Below are 19,046 nucleotides of genomic sequence, written 5' to 3'. Positions count from 1 at the left end.
ATTTTTGCGTGATCTGTTCCCGAATATGCGGAATTTGGCATGGTATCGGCTGTTTTGTCCAGCCATTCTGAATGAATGTTCAACAAACGATGTTGCGTTTTCCCGGACATGCGCTAGGCTTTGCCGGCGTTCGAACTGGGCAATCATCGATTGGGGATCGAGGGCTGATGATCGAAACGGCAGATGCCGAGCCGGAGTATGACGACACCGCGATCCGCTTCCTCGAGGCGCTGTGGGGCGAGGGCTACCTGTCGCCGGGCGGCCCTGATGAGGTCGACCGGGTGGTCGAAGGGCTTTCGCTCAAGGGCAAGACGATCCTCGATATCGGCTGCGGCTCCGGCGGCATCACCTTGCATCTGGTCGAGCATCACGGCGCCGCCCACGCCACCGGCTTCGATGTCGAACAGCCGGTGATCGAAGCGGCCAGACGGCGAGCCGCGGCGCGTGGCTTCGCAAATCGCGCCAGCTTCGTTCAATCGCCTCCCGGATCGCTGCCTTTCTCCGATCGCTCCTTCGATGTCGTCTTCTCCAAGGACGCGCTGCTGCATGTGCCTGACAAGGACGCGTTGTTCGCCGAGATTTTTCGCGTGCTGAAACCGGGCGGTGTCTTTGCGGCTTCCAACTGGATGATTGGGCATGACGGCGAACCCTCGCCTGAGATGAAGGCCTATGTCGCGGCGGAAGGTCTGTCCTTCACCATGGCATCGCCGGCGCGCTATGCGCAGGCGATGCGAAGCGCGGGCCTTGCCGACATCACCGTGCGCGACCGCAACCCCTGGTACCGGGAGGTGGCGCGCGGGGAACTCGCACGGCTCAAGGGACCGCTCTACGCTCGAGCCGCGGCCGCAGTCGGCGCGGCCTATGTCGACAAGAACATCAAGACCTGGGAGGCAATGCAGAAGGTGCTTGACAGTGGCGAGCACCGTCCCACTCATCTGCGCGGTTGGAAGCCGGTTGGATAGCCGGCAATGCTGGAGACCGTCACATCCATGAAGACTTCCGAGGCCAGGGACGTTCTCGCCGAAACGACGCGAAAGAGCGACGCCGAAAAGCGCGGCCGCAAGGCTTCGAAGGAGGTCCGTCAATTGCAGCTGATCGAGGCAACGATCGATTCCTTGGCCAGGCGCGGCTACGCCGAGACGACGATGGCCGATGTCGCCGATGGCGCGGGCCTCTCGCGTGGCATCGTCAACTTCCATTTCGAGAGCAAAGAAAAGCTGCTGATCGCGACGCTGCAGCATATGTATGACGAGTACTCGGCGCATTGGCGCGCCGCGCTGCAGAAGGCAGGCGACGATCCGGCACGGCAGCTGCAGCAACTGGTGTGGGCCGACTTCGACCGCTCGATCTGCAACAAGCGCAAGCTCGCCGCCTGGCTGGCCTTTTGGGGCGAGGCCAAGTCGCGGCCCACCTATCAGGCGCTGAGCAGTTCGCGCGATAATTATTACCAGCAGGTCTTCATCGATCTCTGCACGGCACTCAAGCAGAGCGGCGCGTATGCCTATGAGCCGCAGGTGATGGCGCTGGCGCTGTCGGCCATGCTGGAAGGGCTGTGGCTGCGGCTGATGATGGGCACCGAGGACACAACGCGCGAAACAGCATTGCAGGCGGCCAATGCTTTTTTGGCCGCTGCCTTCCCGAAGCACTACGGTTAGCAACAGCCGGCCGCCAAGACCGGCAAGACCAAAAGAGGATGGAACAGCATGAAGAAACTTAGCCGACGCCTGACATTGACATTGGCGCTGGGCGGCGCGCTTGCGGCTTCGGCGGCAGCGTTCGCCGTCGCCGCGGACAAGGACCTGATCGTGTTCGACTGGTCCGGCTACGAGGACCCGAGCTTCCACCCGAAATATGTCGAGAAGAACGGCGATTCGCCGACCTTTGCCTTCTTCGGCGACGAGGACGAGGCGTTCGAGAAGGTCCGTTCCGGCTTCAAGGCCGATCTCGGTCACCCCTGCTCACAGAGCGTGACGAAGTGGCGCGAAGCCGGGCTGCTGCAGCCGCTCGACACCTCGAAGATCACGGGCTGGAAGGACCTCAATCCCGGCATCATGGCGATGAAAAACCTCGCCACGACCGATGACGGCAAGGCGTGGTTCATGCCGTGGGACTGGGGCAACACGCAGCTCACCTACAACTCCTCCAAGATCGACGCCAAGGACGTGCAGTCGCTGAAGGCATTCGCCGATCCGAAGTTCAAGGGCCGGGTGTCGATCGGCGACAATGTCGACGACGCCTATGCGCTGGCGAGCCTTGCCATCGGCCTGCGGGACTGGACCACGATGACGGACGACCAGTTCAAGCAGGCGTCCGACTTCCTGCGTCAGGTGCACAAGAACGTCCGTTCCTACTGGACCGACACCACCGATATCGTCCAGTTGCTGTCGGGCGGTGAGGTCGACCTCGCCTGGGCCTGGAACGATGCGACCGTGCAGTCCGTCAAGGCAGGCGTGCCCATCAAGTCCGTAAGGGACACCAATGAGGGCATCTCGACCTGGGTTTGCGGCTACGTGCTGTTCAAGGACGCGCCCGGCAATATCGACAAGGCCTATGATTACCTGAACGCCGTCAACGATCCGGAGACCGCCAAGGTGCTGGTCAAGGACTGGGGCTATGGCCAGGCCAATGCCAAGGGCATGGCCGGGGTCGACCAGGCGATCCTGAAGGAAAAGGGCTATGACGACGTGCAGAAATTCGTCGACAAGACGCTGTTCCAGTCGCCGCTGCCGTCCGACCTCAAGCTGAAGATGATCGCCGAATTCGAGAAGATCAAAGCCGGGTACTGAGTTCGTTCCACGGTCCGTCCGCTGCCGCCTCGGTGCAGCGGACGACCCTCGCCAAAGCAGATGATTTCTCCTAACCTCGCTGCAGCTTTTCGCGATGGGGGAGTTTCGCCATGACGCCAATGCTACGCCGCCTTGCACTTGCCGCCGCCTGCATGATCGGCGCCGGCGGGGTCTATGCCTGGGCGGAAGGCGGCGGCGATCTCGTGGTGTTCGACTGGTCCGGTTACGAGGACCCGCTGCTGCATCCGGCCTACACCGCCAAACACGGCGCCGAGCCGACCTTCGCCTTCTTTGGCGACGAGGATGAAGCCTTCGAGAAGATGCGGGCGGGCTTCAAGGCCGATATCGCGCATCCCTGTTCGCAAAGCGTGGCGAAGTGGCGCGATGCGGGGCTGTTGCAGCCGCTCGACACCTCCCGGATTGCCGGCTGGAAGAACCTCAATCCCGGCATCATGGCGATGAAAAACCTCGCCACTACCGAGGACGGCAAGGCCTGGTTCATGCCGTTCGACTGGGGCAATACGGCATTGCTCTACCGCACCGACAATGTGACGGGCGAGCAGGCGCAGTCGCTGCGGATCCTGGCCGATCCGAAATTCAAGGGCCGCGTCACCATCGGCGACAATGTCGACGATGCCTACGCGCTGGCGAGCCTGGTGATAGGCCTCAAGGACTGGACCAAGATGACCGACGCGCAATTCAAGGAGGCGTCCGATTTCCTGCGCCAGGTGCACAAGAACATCCGTCTCTACTGGACCGACTCGAGCGATATCGACCAGGCTTTTTCTGGCAATGAGGTCGACCTCGCCTGGGGTTGGGGCCAGACACTGATCGCGATGAACGGGCAAGGCGTTCCCGTCGCCATGAACCGCGATACCAAGGAAGGCATGTCGACCTGGGTGTGCGGCTACGTGCTGATGAAGGACGCGCCGGGCAAGCTCGACCAGGCCTATGATTTCCTGAACGCGGTCAACGCGCCTGACATTTCGAAATACATGGTCACGACATTCGGCTACGGCCATGGCAACAGCGCCGGCATGGCCGCGATCGACCACAAGGTGCTGGCCGAGCGCGGCTTCGACGACATTGACAAGTTCCTCGACAAGACGCTGTTCCAGCAGCCGGTCGCGCCGGAACTGAAGAAGCGCATGGTCGACGAGTTCGAGAAGATCAAGGCCGGCTATTGACGAGCGAACTGGAAAGAACCGAAGTCGTCATCGTCGGTGCCGGTTTCACCGGCCTGTCGGCTGCGCTTGAGTTGAAGCAGGCCGGCATAGGCTTCCTGCTGCTGGAAGCGCGCGACCGTGCCGGTGGACGGGTCGAGGCGGTCCGCAACGGACTTGGCGAGCGCATCGACAGCGGCGGCCAGTTCCTGTGCGAGGACATGCCGGAAGTGATGGCGCTGGCGAAGGCACGCGGCAAGACATTCGTCACCACCTATGTCGAGGGAGATTTCATCACCCATCCGTCAATGCCGGCCAAGGACGCCAAGCAGACCTATCACGGCGCGATGGCGATCCGCGAACGCATGAACGGCATCGAGCCGGGCGATCCTTCGATAGAAGGCATGAGTGTCGCGGCCTGGCTGGAACAGCAGCATGATCCCATCGATGCCAAGACGGCCTTCCGCTCGATGATCGAAGGCCTGTGGTGCCTGCCGATGGACAAGGTGCCGCTCTGGTACCTGATCGACAATGACCGCCGCATCACCAACGAAGTGCCGGAACTGCAATATTCCCTGCGCGAGACCATGCAGTCGCTGGCCGAGGATCTTTCTGGCGATCTCGGCGATCGGGTGTTGCTGAGCGAACCGGTCACGCGCATCGAGCATGGGCCGCAAGGCGTTCGCGTCGTCACGGGCAATGGCGTGATCGAAGCGCGCCAGGTGCTGATGGCGCTCCCGCCGGCGACGGCCGCGAAGCTTGATTTCGCACCGGCCTTGCCGACGAGACTCGCGACGGCGCTTGGCGTCTGGGAAAGCGGCGCGGTGATCAAGATCCTGGTGCGCTATCCCAGGCCATTCTGGCGCGAGCAGGGTTTGAGCGGCATGGTGATGTGGCGCGACCTGCCGGGCCTCTTTGCCTGCGATGCCAGCAAGGATGCGCAGCATGCCGCGCTCGTCGTCTTCATCGGCGGACCGCTCGCGCTGCGCTGGCGGGGGCTGAGCGAAACGGCACTTCGTGCGGAAGTGACGGCACGATTGCAGGACGCGCTCGGTCTGGATGCCAGCGATATCCTTGATTTCAGTTCGCGCGATTGGATACAGGATCGCTGGAGCGGCGGCGCCTACAGCGACCTCATCGTCGACGTGACGGCCAGGGATGCCGAGAGGACGATTCTGGCGGGTGCGCCGCCAGTGCATTTCGCCGCTTCGGAACTGTCGCCGTCTTTCCCCGGCTATGTCGAAGGGGCGATCGTCGCGGGGCGCATTGCGGCGCGCAAGATCTTGGCGCTGCTTCAATCCCCCATCGCCACCAGCGCCTCGGGATCGTAGGCAAGGCGGATCGGGGTGCCGACGGGAATGTCGTCGGCGCCGAAATCGTTGGTTTCGGTCACCGATAGCGGCTTTTCCAGACCCGGTATCTCGACGATCAGATGGGTGATCTCACCGAAATAGTGGCGTTCGACCACCTTGCCGGCAACCTCGAATTTTGCCGTCGCATTGTCCCACAAAACACGCAGGCGCTCGGGCCTAATGCCGAGCGTTGCGGCGCCGCCATTGCGCACGAAGGCCTTCGGCTTGTCGGTCTTGACGCGGCCGAAGCCCAACGTGTCGACGATCAATGAGGCGCCGTTCTCCTCGACGATCTCCGCCTTGACGAAGTTCATGCCGCCGAGGAAGTCGGCGACCTGGCGATTGACTGGCCGCTGGTAGATCTCCTTGGGCGAGGCGACCTGGGCGATCCTGCCGCCGAACATGACGGCGATGCGATCGGACATGGCGAGCGCCTCATACTGGTCGTGGGTGACCAGCACGAAGGTGATGCCGACGGCCTGCTGCAGGCGGCGCAGTTCGACCTGCATCTGCTCGCGCAGCTTCTTGTCGAGCGCCGACAGAGGCTCGTCGAGCAGCAGCACCTTGGGCCGCATCACCAATGCGCGGGCCAGCGCGACGCGCTGGCGCTGGCCGCCTGACAGTTCAGTGGCCAGCCGCTTGCCAAGGCCGGTCAGCGAAACCTGCGCCAATGCCTCCTCGACGCGGCGCTTCTCTTCGCCGCCCTGCAATTTCAGCCGCTTCAGCCCATAGGCGACATTCTGCTCGACATTGAGATGCGGGAAGATCGCATAGCTCTGGAACACCATGTTGGTCGGCCGTCGGTTGGCCGGGATGCCTTCCATCGGCTGGCCGCCGACCGCGATCGATCCGCTGGTCGGGTTGTCGAAGCCGGCGATCATGCGCAAAAGCGTGGTCTTGCCGCAGCCGGACGGCCCGAGCAGCGAGAAGAATTCGCCCTCCCGTATGGTCAGGGACGCATCGTCCAGCGCCTTGAACGATCCATAGCTGCGGGTGACGTTGCGGATCTCGATCATCGCTCGATCGGACTGGGCTCGATCGGATTGAGGGCGCTCGATCTGCGGCTGTTCAGGCATAGAGGCCTCCCTCGTTCTGGGTGCGTCTGGCCGCGCGGCGACGCAGGATTTCGGCAACAGTCATCAACAGGAAAGAGGCAACGAGCAGCAGCGTGCCCAGCGCCAGCACGCCTGGCAGTTTCGAGGCGAAGCGCAACTGGCCCCAGATGTAGATCGGCAGCGTCGCTTCGGTGCCGGTCAGGAAGAAGGCGATGATGAATTCGTCGAGCGAGATGGTGAAGCAGACGAGCAGGCTCGAGATGATGGCCGGCGCCACCATCGGCAGCGTCACCCGCCGGAAGGTGCCGAAAGCGCTTTCGCCGAGGTCGGCGGAGGCTTCCTCCAGGCTGCGGTCGAAGCCTTCGAAACCGGAGGTCAGCACCGTCATCGAATAGGGGATGCAGACCAGCACATGGCCGAGCACGACGGTGAATAGCGACAGGCTCAAGCCCAGCTGCAGCATCACCAGCAGCATGGAGATGGCGACGATCACCTCGGGCAGCACCAGCGGCGCCATGATCAGGCCGTTGATGGTGCGGCGGCCGGGATAGCGGTAGCGGGTGATCGAGCGGGCGGCGAGGATGCCGAGCACGGTGGCGAGAACCGAGGCGCAGACACCGACTTTGAGGCTGTTCCAGGCGGCGTCGAGCAGGGCCGGCGTGTGCGGCAGGTCCGCATACCATTGCAGGGTGAAGCCGGTGAGCGGGAATTTCGGCGTTGGCGCGGTGTTGATCGAGAAGATCGGCAGGAAGATGACGGGCAGATAGAGGAAGACGATGTAGAGGAACGCATAGACGGACAGCCAGCCGCCCGAAAGGAAACGCCGCGCCCTCATCGTGCCAGCCTCTGCAAGGCGCGGATGATCAGCACCGTGGCGCCGGCCATCAAGGTGACGATCAGCATGGTGGTGACGGAAAGGGCGGCACCCAGCGGCCAGTTGGCGGCCTTGCCGAACTGCGCCTGGATGGCATTGGCGATCATGACGCCGTCCTTGCCGCCGACGAGCTTCGGCGTGACGTAGTCGCCGACGGTCGGGATCATGACGATCAGCGCCGCCGAGATGACGCCTGGTGCCGACAGCGGCAAGGTCACGCGCAGGAACGAGCGCAAGGGGCCGTCGCCAAGGTCGGTGGCCGCTTCGACCAGCGTGCGGTCGACCTTCTCCAGCGAGACGAAGATCGGCAGGATGGCGAAGGCCGCCCAGGCGTGGGTAAGCGTGATGATGACGGCGCTCGAATTGTAGAGCAGGGCCGTCGACGGCTCGTGGATGATGCCGAGGCCCATCAGGCCGGAATTCAGGACCCCGTTGTAGCCAAGGATGACCTTCCAGGACATGACGCGCAGGAGATAGCTGGTCCAGAACGGGATGGTGATGAGGAACAGCCACAGGCTCTTGTGACGGCCGCCATGGAAAGAAATGAAGTAGGCGATCGGGTAGGCGAGGATGACGGTGAGCAGGCTCACCGTCAGCGAGATGTAGAGCGAGCGCCACAACAGATCCCGGTAGATCGGTTCGGTCAGCGCGACGCGGTAGTTTTCCAGCGTGAAGGTGCGGTCGATGGTCAGGTAATGCTGTGTCCAGAAGGAATGGGCGATGACCACCAGGATCGGCAGGACCAGCAGGATGAGCGCGTAGAGAAAGGTCGGGCTGATCAGGGCAAAGCCCTGTACGGGCTCGGACTGCAGAAGGGCATTTCGTCTGGCCCGCGTCATGCGCAGCGGGGGCGACCCTTCCGCCGCCGCCGTCATTGCCAGACTCCGGGGGGCAGGGCTCCGGGCGTGATTTCGGTTGCTGGCCTGGACTGTTCCGCCATGCGGCATCCCATTGTGCTGGCGCCGACTTGTTGTTCCCCTTGCCGGCTTTCTTTCATCATGCCCGTATCCGCGGATTGAAATCAAGCGCTATTTCTGCAATATTGATTGAACGGACATTCAAAATGAAGTGAAGAAAGCCCGGATTTTCGGCATTTGACGCTGAATTGCATGCCCGCGAAGAAATCGATGAGATGATGTGGAGGCGATCATGGCGGCTGCGAGAGATCTAAGAGCGACCGAGACGACCGAGCCCGGCGGCGATGCCATCGAACTGGCCAAGAGCCATCTCATCCAGCCCTGGCCTTATGCCGGTTCCGTCGGTGCGGAAGCACGCGCGCTGATCGGTGAGGGCGACGGCATCTACATCACCGACAACACCGGCAAGCGGCTGATCGACGGGCCGGCCGGCATGTGGTGCGTCAATGTCGGCCACCGCCGCGAGGAGCTGGCCAAGGTGATGTACGACCAGGCGATGGCGTTGTCCTACAACACGCCCTGGTACACGATGAACGCGCCATCGGCGGAGCTTGCCATGCGCATCGCCGGCCATGCGCCGGGCGATCTCAGCCATGTCTTCTACACCACCGGCGGCTCTTCGGCCGTGGAGACGGCGCTGCGCCTCATGCAGTTCTACAACAATGTGCGCGGCCGCCCGGAAAAGAAGCTGATCCTGTCGCGCGGCGGCGCCTATCACGGCTCGACCTACCTGTCGGCCTCGCTCAACGGCCGCCCACGCGACCGCGACTGGATGGATGGTGCCGACGAGCTGGTGATCAAGCTGTCCTCGCCCGATCCGTTCCGTCGTCCGCAAGGCATGAGCCTTGCCGCCTTCACCGATTTCCTCGTCGAGCAGTTCCGCGACACGGTCGCCCGTGTCGGCGCCGACAGAATAGGCGCCTTCGTCGGCGAGCCGGTGCAGGCCTCCGGTGGCGTCGTCGTGCCGCCCGATGGCTATCTCGGGCGCATCCGCGAGATCTGCCGCGACAACGACATCCTGTATGTCTCCGACGAGGTGGTGACGGGCTTTGGCCGGCTTGGCCATGTCTTCGCCTCGGGCGACGTGTTCGGCATCGATCCCGACATGATCACCTTCGCCAAGGGCGTCACCTCGGGTTATTTTCCGCTCGGCGGCGTCATCATCTCGGAACGGCTGCTTGAAGAACTGCGCCGCTCGAACCATCCCGATGCGATGTTCGGCCACGGCCTGACCTACACCAGCCACCCCGTCGGTTGCGCCGTGGCGCTGAAGAACCTCGACCTGCTGGAAGAAGGCGTGCTTGCGCACACGCAGGCGGTCGCCCCCTATTTACAGGCGCAGCTGAAGACGCTGGAAGACCTGCCGTTGGTCGGCGAGGTGCGCGGCGTGGGGCTGATGGGCTGCGTGGAGTGCGTCGCCGACCGCGAAAGCAAGGACCCGCTGCAACTCGACAAGGATGTCGGCAAACGCATCGACGCCCATTGCCATGAGCTTGGCCTGCTGGTGCGTCCGCTGATCAACATGTGCGTGATGTCGCCGCCGCTGATCATCACGCGCGAGCAGATCGACGACATGGTCGCAATCCTGCGCGAAGGCATTTCACGCACGATGGATGACCTGCGTCGGGAAGGCGTTTGGCAGGGGTAAAGCTCTCCCTTCTCCCCGTTTCACGGGGAGAAGGTGCCTGTTGGGCAGGTGATCTCCTCCGACCTTGCGGATCTATGCAGCGGCGCGTTCGCCGGCAGGCCGGCGGCGCAGATCGGCTTGCAGGATCGCCGGCGGGTTGTAGTTGGCCTCATTCAGTCCGACATCGGTTCCCGGCGGGACGATCTGATCGATCCGATCCAGAATGTCGTCGCCGAGGCGGACCTCGGCGCCGGCGAGCAGATCGTCGAGATGCTGCATCGTGCGCGGTCCAAGAATGGCCGATGTCACGCCCCGATGAGCCATCACGAAAGCCATCGCCATGTGGGTGAGCGACAGCCCGGCCTCGTTCGCCAACGGGATGAGTTGCTCGACCGCATCCAGGCTGCGCTCATCCGACATTTGCCTGGGCATGTATTTCACCCGCAGGCTGTCGGGCATCTTCTGCCCCTTGCGGTAACGCCCGGTGAGCATGCCTTTCGACAATGGGCTCCAGACCATCGCTCCCATTCCATGTCGCTCGCAGGTGGGAAGCACGTCGCGCTCGATGCCGCGATCGAGGATCGAATATGGCGGCTGTTCCGTGCGGAAACGGGCCAGCCCGTGCCGCTCGGCGACCCATTGGGCCTCGACGATCTCGGAGGCCGGGAAGGTCGATGATCCGATCGCCCGCACCTTGCCGGCGCGCATCAGATCGGTGAGCGCGGAAAGCGTTTCCTCGATGTCTGTGTCCGGCGCCGGCCGATGAATGAGGTAGAGATCGATATGGTCGGTTTGCAGGCGGCGCAGCGACGCCTCCACAGCCTGCATGATCCAGCGTCGTGAATTGCCCTGGCTGTTCGCGTCTTCCCCCATTGGCCCATTCACCTTGGTGGTCAGCACGATGTTGTCGCGCCGGCCCTTCAGCGCCTTGCCGACGATCTCCTCCGACTCGCCGCGGCTATACCGGTCGGCGGTGTCGATGAAGTTGATGCCGTGATCCAGGGCTTTGTGGATTATGCGGATGCAATCGTCGTGGTCGGGATTGCCCAGTCCGCCGAACATCATCGCGCCCAGGCAGTAAGGGCTGACCTTGATGCCGGTTCGTCCCAGTGTGCGGTAGTGCATAACGTTCTCCTTGGTGCAGGGTTGTGGCCAGCACTGCCTTGCTGTGCTATTCGGTCTAAGCGGAACAGTATTCCGTTTTTATACGGAACAATGTTCCGTTTTGCAAGCGGGTGTGTCGTGAACGACCAGACAGACGATTCAGATGGTGGGATGGAGCCTCGGGCTCGCGCCGACCGGCGCGTGCGCGCCGACGCTCGACGCAATCTCGACACGCTGCTCCAGACGGCCATGGCGGTGTTTGCGAGCTCCGGCGTGGATGCGCCGGTGCGCGAGATCGCCGAAAGGGCGGGCGTCGGCATCGGCACCGTCTATCGGCACTTTCCGCAGCGCTCCGATCTGATCGCCGCCGTCTTCCGCCGTGAGATCGACGCCTGCGCGGACGCAGCATCGACCCTGGCGGCAGGGCACCGACCCTTCGATGCGCTGGCGAACTGGATGCAGCGATACGCGGCCTTCGTCGCGGCCAAGCGTGGGCTCGCCAAGGCCCTGCACTCAGGAGATCCGGCGTTTGACAGTCTGCCGGGTTACTTCGACCAGAGGCTGCGGCCTGCCCTGCGCAGGCTTCTCGATGAGGCGACCGACGCCGGCGAAATCCGCGCCGATGTCGATGCCGACGAGCTTCTTGGCGCGGTGGCGAGCCTGTGCATGTCGGCCCACAATGCCGGAAGCGGCCGCGCGGAGCGCATGGTCGCTCTACTCGTCGATGGGCTGCGCCACGGCGCGAAATCGTCGTAGCGGGGCCAAACCTGCACTGCTCTAGGACCGCGACCTGAGCGCGTCGTTCAGATTCCACATGTCCTTCTCCTCGGGCGCGGTCTCGAGGCCCAGCACCGGCAGCATCTTGCGCAGATGGTCGTGATGGGTGCGCACACCGTATTCGAGGTCTGAGAGATAGAAGCCCTCAAAGGCCTCGGACAGCATGGATTCGTTCGACCACACGGACAACTGCACATCTTCCGACATGGTGTCGCGGTCGATGCGGAAGGACAGGTATCTGGCGGCGGCCTGCTCGCGGCTTTCGTCGCGGTAACGGTAGATGGCGCCGCGCAGCAGGGTCTGACCCGTCGACAGCGGAAACTCCTGATAGAACTGCACGGATTCCGGCATCACCGAAATGACCGCATTGGGGAAAATGCCATAGTAGACCCATGCCTTCTTCAGATAGTCCGGCAGATGCGTCGGCTCGGGCGCGATCTTGACGTAGTTCCTGACGCTCCAGCGCCGGCCGGCATGCGGGTTGTAGGTGGCGAAGGATCGTGACACGCCGTTTATGAAGGGCTCGTCGAAATAGGTCGCGCCATAGAGATCCTGCAAGGCGGGATGCGCCATGGCGACGTGATAGCCCTCATTGTCGACATCGCGCACCGACTTCCAGTTGACCGGGGTCTTCTGGGTCCAGATGCCCCAGGACGGCACCATGTCGGCGGCATTGTAGTGCGCGAATTCGGGTTCGATCGGCTTCATCAGTTCGGCGACTGAAGGCTGCGGGCCGCCATTGCGGAAGCGGATGAAAATGAAGCCCATCCAGATTTCGAGATCGAGCTGCATCAGGCCGAACTCGGTCTTGTCGAGGTCGGGGAAGGAGCGCGGGCGCGCGGCGCCGCGCAGCGTGCCGTCTAGATTGTAGACCCAGCCATGGAACGGGCACACCAGCGCGTTCTTGCAATTGCCCTGGCTGTCGGCGACGACGCGGCTGCCGCGATGGCGGCACATGTTGTTGAAGCCGCGCACGACGCCATCCTTGCCGCGCACGATGAGGGCGCGTTCGCCGACCACGTCCATGGTCAGGTAATCGCCAGGGTTGGGCACGTCGCTGACATGGCCGACGATCTGCCAGTGGTTGCGGAAGACGTGCTCCTTCTCAAGCTCGAGAAGGGCATCGGAATGGTAACTCCAGCCCGGTAGTCCCCGCCGGTCCCAATCGTTGGGGATCGCCACGTCACGGAGGTGCGGGTTCATAAAACGTCTCTTCTTTTTGTTGAATAATCATTCAATAAAAGCATATTTTTCATTGAAATGCAATGGCTTGTGAAAATACGAATGGTTTCAAGGCGAGACCCTGGCATTGTCCTTGGCTGAATTCGATACGGCTGCTGCCCAGGAAAATCGCGGAGAATCCGGGTGTTAGCCTCGGTTCCGAGGCGCCGTTTCGACGCGATATCCCGAAGCGCGGAAACCGAAGGACAAGACAGCTGGCCGGAGGCAAAAAGTGCTCGCCGCGCCTCGGCCGATCTGCTGTTCGGCAGGCGCTTGGGGCCGGGATCGCCCGTGGGACTTGGCCTGAGGTTCGCTTGTCTCGGCCACATGCGATCCGGAATGACCGATTCTGCCCGATTTTGCCCGAAACTTCTGTTTCAACCTGGTTACATTGCCAGATCTACACCACGTTCGTGCTGTTACAAAGCGCGAGTAAGTTCGTTTCATCAGCAAAAAGAAACGCAGCGAAGGGGAAGGCAATGCATGCGAAAGTCAAGATCATCAGCGGCGAGCACCGCCTCCAGGCTCCAGAGCGCGCTGACCGCCGCCCGAAACTGGCGCTGCGCCAACGCGCCAGCGACCACCCGATGGCTATGTTCATGGGACTGGCTGCTTGCGCCTTCGTCGGCATGGCGCTTACGCCGACAGTCGGGCCGGCCTTCGCTTCGTTGAACCCGCCGGCCAACGTCGTTGACGGCGCGCCGACGACAATCAAGACCGCGCGGCTGCCGATGCCGACGCTCGATTTCGCCTGCAAGGGACAGGCCTGGGGCGCCGAGAGCGTGGATTGCCTGCGCGCTATCGCCGAGCAGTCCGGCACGCACAAGGCCCGCGCGATCCGCATGATCGCCAATGCCGCACCACTGACCAACACGCCAAACATTTTCTGATTTCCGTCGAAGTGTGGTCCCGAAACCCGTTCCCATTCGGGATCATGCTCTGACCTCCCCGAGCGCTCCTCCAGCGCTCTCTTCGGCTCCCGCCGCTCAGTCGGCCGGGAGCCTTTTTTTACCTTTCAACGCCGCCTGCTCGGCAATCGTTGAAAGCACGCTGCGCACGTCCAGCGTGCTGAACGGCTTTTCCAGGATTTGCGGCCGCTGCTGCGCCGGCAAGGCCTCGATTTCCGCCTTGGCGCCGATCAGATCGCCGGTGACCAGCACGAAACGTCGTGCGAGGTCGGGCCTCTCGGCAAGCAGTTCGCGGTAGATCGCTATGCCCGATGTGCCGGGCATGCGCAGGTCCGAAAAGACGATGTCCGGTGGCATGTGGCCGCTCAAGGTGGCGGTGCCCGATACCCAGACGGGCGCGATCCGCGACTTGATGCCCATCAGTTCGAGAATGTCCGACAGCGAGCCGGCGACGTCAGGTTCGTCGTCGATGATCAAGGCATGACGCAGGCCGCTCGAGCGCGGCTGCGTCTCGCCGGCGGTGGCGATGCCCGCGGAGATGGCCGGCAGATGGACGACGAAACGCGCGCCTCTGGGCACAACTTCCTCGAACCAGACATTGCCATTGTGCCGTTCGATGATCGATTTCGAGATCGACAGGCCAATGCCGGTGCCCACGCCAACGGGCTTGGTGGTGAAATAGGATTCGAAGATGCGGTTGCGGATCGCTTCCGGAATGCCGGGCCCGTTGTCCTCGACCGAAAAGCCGGGATTGCCGCGATCGGTACGGAACGTCCGCACCTTGATCAGCCGGTCGCCGGCAATGCCGGCAAGCGCATGCTGGCTGTTGATCAAAAAGTTGGCGGCCACCTGCGTCACGTGATCGGCGTCCGCCATGGCCAGCAGCGGACCGGGCGCGAAATCGGTATCGATGATGATGCCGCTCGAGCGGGCGCCGTAGGCTGTCACCTCGAGGGCGGCGCGGATCACCTGGTTGAGATCGGTCTCGGCCTGCGCCGCGGGATGCAGGCGCACCATGGAGAGGAAGCTCTTGACGATGCGGCCGCAGCGCTCGGCGGCGGCGCGGACCTTCTCGGCGCGGACTTTGGTCTGTGGATCGGTGGCGAATTCATGCAGCAGTGTCGATTGCGCGACCACCACCGCCAACGGGTTGTTGAGCTCGTGCGAAACACCCGCGAGCAGCGAGCCCATCGCCGCCATCTTCTCGTTCTGATGCAGTTTCTCGCGCTGCCGGTTGATCTCTTCCTCGGCGCGTAGCCTGTCGCGCAAATCGCGGATCGAGCCGAAGATCAGGCGGCGGTCGGCGACCCGCATCTCGGTCGCCGTCAGTTCGATCGGAAAAACCTCGCCAGCGGCATTCTGCGTCACGGTCTCGAGCCGCTGGCCGACCATGGGCGCGCCGCGGCCCGACATGTAGTCGGCGCCCGAGGAATAGCCCTTGCGGTAGTATACGGGCACGACGGTGTCGAGCAGGTCCTTGCCGAGGATGTCGCTGCGCCGGAAGCCGAACATCTTTTCGGCGGCAGGATTGAATTCGATGATCGACCCGGCCTCGTCGATGACGATGATGGCGTCGAGCGAGGCTTGCAGCATGGTTCGCCGGATAACTTCGCTGGCATGGGCGTCGGAGGGCGAGTGTTCGATGGCGTCGCCGATGGCGAGCGCGATGATGTGCAGCGTCGCCTCTTCCTCATCGGTCCACTCGCGCTCGCCGACGCAGTCATTGACGGCCAGCGTGCCCCACAGATGGCCATGCGCGAAGACCGACACCGACAGGAACGACTTGATGCTCTGCTTTTCGAAATCGGTTCTCAGGAAGCCTTCGAGGTTGCGCGTGTGCCCGGCGAAGATCTTGCCTTGCCGTTCGTCCTCGGCCACGCGCTCCAACAGCGGATCGGAGTTGACGATCGACTGCATGATGACGGTCGGCGAGGCCAGTTCTCCACCGAAGTCGGGGTCGATCCAGTAGGCGGACACCGACTGGGCAAAGCCCTGGCCAGGCAGCTCACGCAAGCGGAACAGGATGCCGCGCTGGCACTCGATGGCCCGGCACAGCGTCTCCAATATCCCGTCCATTTCGCGCTGCCAGTCGCCGGCCTCGCGCAGCCGGCGAACGACGCGCACGGCCGCCATCGCCGCGCCCTGCCTGAAACCCTGCATATCCGTGCTTGTTGCTTCGCCCGTCATTGTCAGCCGTTATTCCAAGGTCATTGCCAATTCGATCGGCCCAAATTCGATCGGCGAGCAACGGCTGCGAACCTGAACCCTGTGGGCCTGGCGCTCAGTTGCCGTCGCCGGTCGGCAGCGAGAAGATATAGCCTTCGCCGCGCACCGTGCGCAGGAATTTCGGGTTGGCCGGGTCCATCTCGATCTTCTTCCTCAGGCGCATGATGCGGATGTCGACGGCGCGCGACGATTCCGGATCCTCGGTGAAGCCGATGGCCTCCGAGATCGCGGCTCGTGTCAGCAGACGGTTGGCGCGGGTCAGGAAGACCTCCAGCACGTCGAATTCGCTCTTGGCCATGTCGATCACGGCGCCATTGGCCCCGGTGACCAGCCTGCCGTCGAGATCGGCCTGGAACGGGCCGAAGGCGACCGAGCGGCGATCTGCCTTGGCTTTCCTGTCGAGCAGCTCCGTCGGCTGCGGAACGCGGCGCAGCACGCTGCGGACCCTCGCCAGCACTTCGCGCAATTCGTATGGCTTGACGATGTAGTCGTCGGCGCCGAGTTCCAGCCCGACGATGCGGTCCAGCGCGGTGCCGGCGGCGGTCGCGTAGATGATGCCGATCGGCATTTTCGAGCGCAGCCAGCGGCCAAGCGACAGCCCGTCCTCGCCCGGCATGGCGATGTCGAGGATGGCCAGATGGAAGGGTTGCGTTTCGATCAGGCTGCGCGCCGCGGCCGCGGTTTCCGCGGTCGCCACGTCATAACCGGCGGCGCCGAGATATTCGGCAACCGCGTCCCTCAGGTCGGGCTCGTCCTCGACGATAACAATTCTTGCCCGCACGATGCACTCGCTCCCACTTTCAGTGGAAAGTAGATTGGGTATAAACATCATGTCCAGCACTCATATCCGGTTGCAAGGGAATGGTTGGAAAACATGGCCGCACGAGCCGTCATCGCGCTTGTTTCCGTCGCCGAGGTGGTCGCGACCGAACTTGCAGACCATCTCGAGCGGCGTGGCCATGACGTGCGCCAGGCGCGACAGCCCTGGGAGGCGGAATCGCTGCTGGCGGGCAGGGGCATCGATGTCGTTGTCGTCGGTGACAGTCTCAGCCAGGCGGAAGGGCGGGATCTGCTCAGGCGTTATGGCGGCCAAGGCGAGGGCGGCGGGGATGGACCCGACTTCATCCTGATCTGCCGGCCTAGCGATCTGGTCGACAAGGTGCTGGCACTCGAACTGGGTGCGGCCGACGTTGTCGAAAGCCCGCTCAATGTCAGGGAACTCGCCGCCCGTGTCGGGGGCCTGCTGTCGCGGCGCGGCAGGGGCACCCAGGAACTGATCGTGCTGGAGAATGCGACCGTCGATTTGAGGTCGGCCATCGTCATGCACCGCTCCGGCACGGAGGAACAGCTTTCGCCCGGTCAGGTGGCGCTGCTCCGGCTGTTCCTGGCCAGCCCCCGCAAGGTGCTGACGCGTGACGACATCATCGCCGCGGCACCGGCCGAGAATGCCGATGCCTTCGATCGCTCGATCGATTCGCGGATCGTGCGGCTGCGCCGCAAGCTCGACACCGAGACCATCACCACCATACGCGGCGCCGGTTACCGGTTCGATCCGCCGCAGCAATTCGCTGACTGATGGCAGGGTGCCCGGAAGATCTTTCTGGCTGAGCATCGGATTTTCTCCCTCGCACCGATGCTCCCGAAGCTCAGCGTACCACCAGCAGCGACGGCCCCGATGGCATGTCGTTGCTCATGACGAGTTCATTGGCCTGGGCACGATCCCTCAGGAGAACGGTGGCAAGGGCGGCAAAGCCGAGCAGGCCCTGCGCATAAAGCAATGCGGAAAGCACCGAGGCCGCGAATTTCGTTTTCATCGTTCCAACTCCCCAGAAATGCCAATTCTTCAAAATCAATGTGTCGCGGGTCGCTTCAGGAAACTCCCGAAGTGCCCGCGCCGCCCACGGAGCCCCCCGTCGCGGCGCGGGCCTTCGGTCCTCTCGGCAGCAAGATGCCGGAGGGGCCGCGCAATGCCAGCAACCGAAGGCCAACCCGCCAGAGGGCCTTGAGCCGGGCGATGCGCAGGCTGGACACAATCCAGACCGTGGCGGAAAACAGGGCGGCGTGCAGTGTAGAGATCTCGTTCGAACTCATCGCCGCCAACCTTGCCACGGAACCGCCGGCAACCGTGCCGACACCGCCGATGACCGCCGCCGCGATGCTGATCCTGAAAAGCCAGGACCGCGTGTTCGTTTTCGTTCCCATGGTCGTTGCCGTCTGCTTTCGTTACGTAAACTTTGCTTCCGGCCCGTATCCGGATCATGCCGCCAGACCCGACGTTTTGTTGCAGATTGGTTTCGAGATAGGCCATAGGCCTTTCATATAATGGAATACGAACTTTCGTTTCGAGGAAAATACCTATGTGCCGCATCCCGCTCCGGTTTGCGCGAGTGAACGCAGGCGATGCGACCGCTTGATTTGTTAACCGGAGGAAACAGATTCGAAACACAAACGAGCATTTCGCGAAATCTGTCCGAAACATGCCGCAGCGATAAGCCGCTCATCGAATTGGAGCCGGCCGGACCGGCAGAGAGAGGGGATATCATGCACACCACCATTTCCGCCAAGCTCATCAACATCACCGCCGCCGCGCTCACGGGTGCCGCGCTTCTGTTCGGCGCCGACGCAGCGCACGCCGCGAACAAGATCGTGGCGCGGGTCTCGCTTTCACAGCAGATCATGGAAGTCTCGGTCGATGGCCGGCCGACCTTCGCCTGGAAGGTTTCCACCGGCGACCGGGCGCATGTGACGCCGACGGGCTCGTTCAAGCCGACGCGCATGCATGAGATGTGGTATTCGAAGAAGTACGACAACGCGCCGATGCCGCACTCGGTGTTCTTCAGCGGCGGCTACGCGGTGCACGCCACCTATGCGATCAAGCGCCTCGGCCAACCGGCCTCGCATGGCTGCGTGCGGCTGCATCCCGACAATGCCGCCGATTTCTACCAGCTTGTCGAGACCTTCGGGCCGGCCAACACCAGCATCGTCATCGTCAAGTAGCAGGCTGTCAGCGGGCCGGCGGACCGCCGTGCCTGTTCA

General features: G+C 63.1%; 19 protein-coding genes. 10 read left to right on the top strand and 9 right to left on the bottom strand.

The window, feature by feature from the left end; all coding sequences use genetic code 11:
* Nucleotides 1–167: 167 nt before the first annotated feature.
* From FJ977_RS15425 to FJ977_RS15405, 5 genes are all read left to right on the top strand, one after another.
* Entirely contained in the window at nt 168–962 is a 795-nt protein-coding gene (locus FJ977_RS15425; protein WP_140772665.1) for a methyltransferase domain-containing protein, read from the top strand.
* Between the two features lie 27 nt (nt 963–989).
* The gene (betI, locus tag FJ977_RS15420; RefSeq protein WP_244494125.1) at nt 990–1,655 is read left to right on the top strand and encodes a transcriptional regulator BetI; all 666 of its coding nucleotides are present in this window, start codon (nt 990–992) and stop codon (nt 1,653–1,655) included.
* Between the two features lie 48 nt (nt 1,656–1,703).
* Entirely contained in the window at nt 1,704–2,786 is a 1,083-nt protein-coding gene (locus FJ977_RS15415) for an ABC transporter substrate-binding protein (protein WP_140772663.1), read from the top strand.
* A gap of 110 nt (nt 2,787–2,896) precedes the next feature.
* Nucleotides 2,897–3,973, top strand: a complete 1,077-nt coding sequence (locus tag FJ977_RS15410) for an extracellular solute-binding protein (protein ID WP_140772661.1) — start codon at nt 2,897–2,899, stop codon at nt 3,971–3,973.
* Nucleotides 3,970–5,280, top strand: a complete 1,311-nt coding sequence (locus FJ977_RS15405) for a flavin monoamine oxidase family protein (RefSeq protein ID WP_140772659.1) — start codon at nt 3,970–3,972, stop codon at nt 5,278–5,280. The genes FJ977_RS15410 and FJ977_RS15405 overlap by 4 nt, the downstream gene beginning before the upstream one ends.
* Here FJ977_RS15405 and FJ977_RS15400 read toward each other — a convergent pair.
* Genes FJ977_RS15400 through FJ977_RS15390 form a run of 3 tightly spaced genes read right to left on the bottom strand, consistent with a single transcriptional unit; the run spans nt 5,244 to nt 8,105 of the window.
* Nucleotides 5,244–6,317: an ABC transporter ATP-binding protein gene (locus tag FJ977_RS15400; RefSeq protein ID WP_019861565.1), complete on the bottom strand. Its 1,074-nt coding sequence runs from the start codon at nt 6,315–6,317 to the stop codon at nt 5,244–5,246. The two genes, FJ977_RS15405 and FJ977_RS15400, sit on opposite strands and share 37 nt — an antisense overlap.
* Nucleotides 6,318–6,369: 52 nt before the next feature.
* Nucleotides 6,370–7,191, bottom strand: coding sequence for an ABC transporter permease (locus tag FJ977_RS15395; RefSeq protein ID WP_140772657.1), 822 nt, complete (start codon nt 7,189–7,191; stop codon nt 6,370–6,372).
* Complete coding sequence (locus tag FJ977_RS15390; RefSeq protein ID WP_140772656.1) at nt 7,188–8,105, bottom strand: ABC transporter permease; 918 nt, start codon at nt 8,103–8,105, stop codon at nt 7,188–7,190. Before FJ977_RS15390 ends, FJ977_RS15395 begins: the two co-directional genes overlap by 4 nt.
* A 274-nt stretch (nt 8,106–8,379) precedes the next feature.
* Between FJ977_RS15390 and FJ977_RS15385 the strand changes: the two genes are divergently transcribed.
* On the top strand, nt 8,380–9,795 hold the full coding sequence (locus FJ977_RS15385) for an aminotransferase (RefSeq protein ID WP_140772654.1): 1,416 nt from the start codon (nt 8,380–8,382) through the stop codon (nt 9,793–9,795).
* 72 nt (nt 9,796–9,867) lie between these two features.
* On the opposite strand, the gene FJ977_RS15380 is transcribed toward FJ977_RS15385, so the two are convergent.
* Complete coding sequence (locus FJ977_RS15380) at nt 9,868–10,899, bottom strand: aldo/keto reductase (RefSeq protein WP_140772652.1); 1,032 nt, start codon at nt 10,897–10,899, stop codon at nt 9,868–9,870.
* A 150-nt stretch (nt 10,900–11,049) separates the two neighbouring features.
* Here FJ977_RS15380 and FJ977_RS15375 point away from each other — a divergent pair, with 150 nt between their 5' ends.
* A complete protein-coding gene (locus FJ977_RS15375) occupies nt 11,050–11,634 on the top strand; it encodes a TetR/AcrR family transcriptional regulator (protein ID WP_140772650.1) in 585 nt (194 codons plus the stop codon).
* A 21-nt stretch (nt 11,635–11,655) separates the two neighbouring features.
* On the opposite strand, the gene FJ977_RS15370 is transcribed toward FJ977_RS15375, so the two are convergent.
* Nucleotides 11,656–12,858 (bottom strand): aromatic ring-hydroxylating dioxygenase subunit alpha, encoded by a 1,203-nt coding sequence (locus tag FJ977_RS15370; protein ID WP_140772648.1) that lies wholly within the window; start codon nt 12,856–12,858, stop codon nt 11,656–11,658.
* Nucleotides 12,859–13,355: 497 nt separating this feature from the next.
* On the opposite strand from FJ977_RS15370, the gene FJ977_RS15365 reads away from it, so the two are divergent.
* Nucleotides 13,356–13,766: a hypothetical protein gene (locus FJ977_RS15365; protein WP_140772646.1), complete on the top strand. Its 411-nt coding sequence runs from the start codon at nt 13,356–13,358 to the stop codon at nt 13,764–13,766.
* 96 nt (nt 13,767–13,862) lie between these two features.
* Here FJ977_RS15365 and FJ977_RS15360 read toward each other — a convergent pair whose 3' ends face one another.
* Nucleotides 13,863–15,971: an ATP-binding protein gene (locus FJ977_RS15360; protein WP_181179842.1), complete on the bottom strand. Its 2,109-nt coding sequence runs from the start codon at nt 15,969–15,971 to the stop codon at nt 13,863–13,865.
* Nucleotides 15,972–16,065: 94 nt separating this feature from the next.
* On the bottom strand, nt 16,066–16,839 hold the full coding sequence (locus tag FJ977_RS15355; RefSeq protein ID WP_181179873.1) for a response regulator transcription factor: 774 nt from the start codon (nt 16,837–16,839) through the stop codon (nt 16,066–16,068).
* Between the two features lie 45 nt (nt 16,840–16,884).
* On the opposite strand from FJ977_RS15355, the gene FJ977_RS15350 reads away from it, so the two are divergent.
* The gene (locus FJ977_RS15350) at nt 16,885–17,586 is read left to right on the top strand and encodes a response regulator transcription factor (RefSeq protein ID WP_140772642.1); all 702 of its coding nucleotides are present in this window, start codon (nt 16,885–16,887) and stop codon (nt 17,584–17,586) included.
* 70 nt (nt 17,587–17,656) lie between these two features.
* Here FJ977_RS15350 and FJ977_RS15345 read toward each other — a convergent pair whose 3' ends face one another.
* Both FJ977_RS15345 and FJ977_RS15340 read right to left on the bottom strand, forming a co-directional pair.
* On the bottom strand, nt 17,657–17,824 hold the full coding sequence (locus FJ977_RS15345; RefSeq protein WP_140772640.1) for a hypothetical protein: 168 nt from the start codon (nt 17,822–17,824) through the stop codon (nt 17,657–17,659).
* A 55-nt stretch (nt 17,825–17,879) separates the two neighbouring features.
* Nucleotides 17,880–18,212 carry a hypothetical protein gene (locus tag FJ977_RS15340; RefSeq protein ID WP_140772638.1) on the bottom strand — a complete coding sequence of 111 codons (333 nt, stop codon included), beginning with the start codon at nt 18,210–18,212 and terminating at the stop codon, nt 17,880–17,882.
* A gap of 339 nt (nt 18,213–18,551) precedes the next feature.
* Here FJ977_RS15340 and FJ977_RS15335 point away from each other — a divergent pair, with 339 nt between their 5' ends.
* On the top strand, nt 18,552–19,007 hold the full coding sequence (locus FJ977_RS15335) for a L,D-transpeptidase (protein ID WP_140772636.1): 456 nt from the start codon (nt 18,552–18,554) through the stop codon (nt 19,005–19,007).
* Nucleotides 19,008–19,046 lie beyond the last annotated feature (39 nt).

Origin of the sequence: Mesorhizobium sp. B2-1-3A, from assembly GCF_006442655.1 — a bacterium.
GTDB lineage: Bacteria > Pseudomonadota > Alphaproteobacteria > Rhizobiales > Rhizobiaceae > Mesorhizobium.
This window is presented reverse-complemented; position numbering and strand designations above follow the sequence as displayed.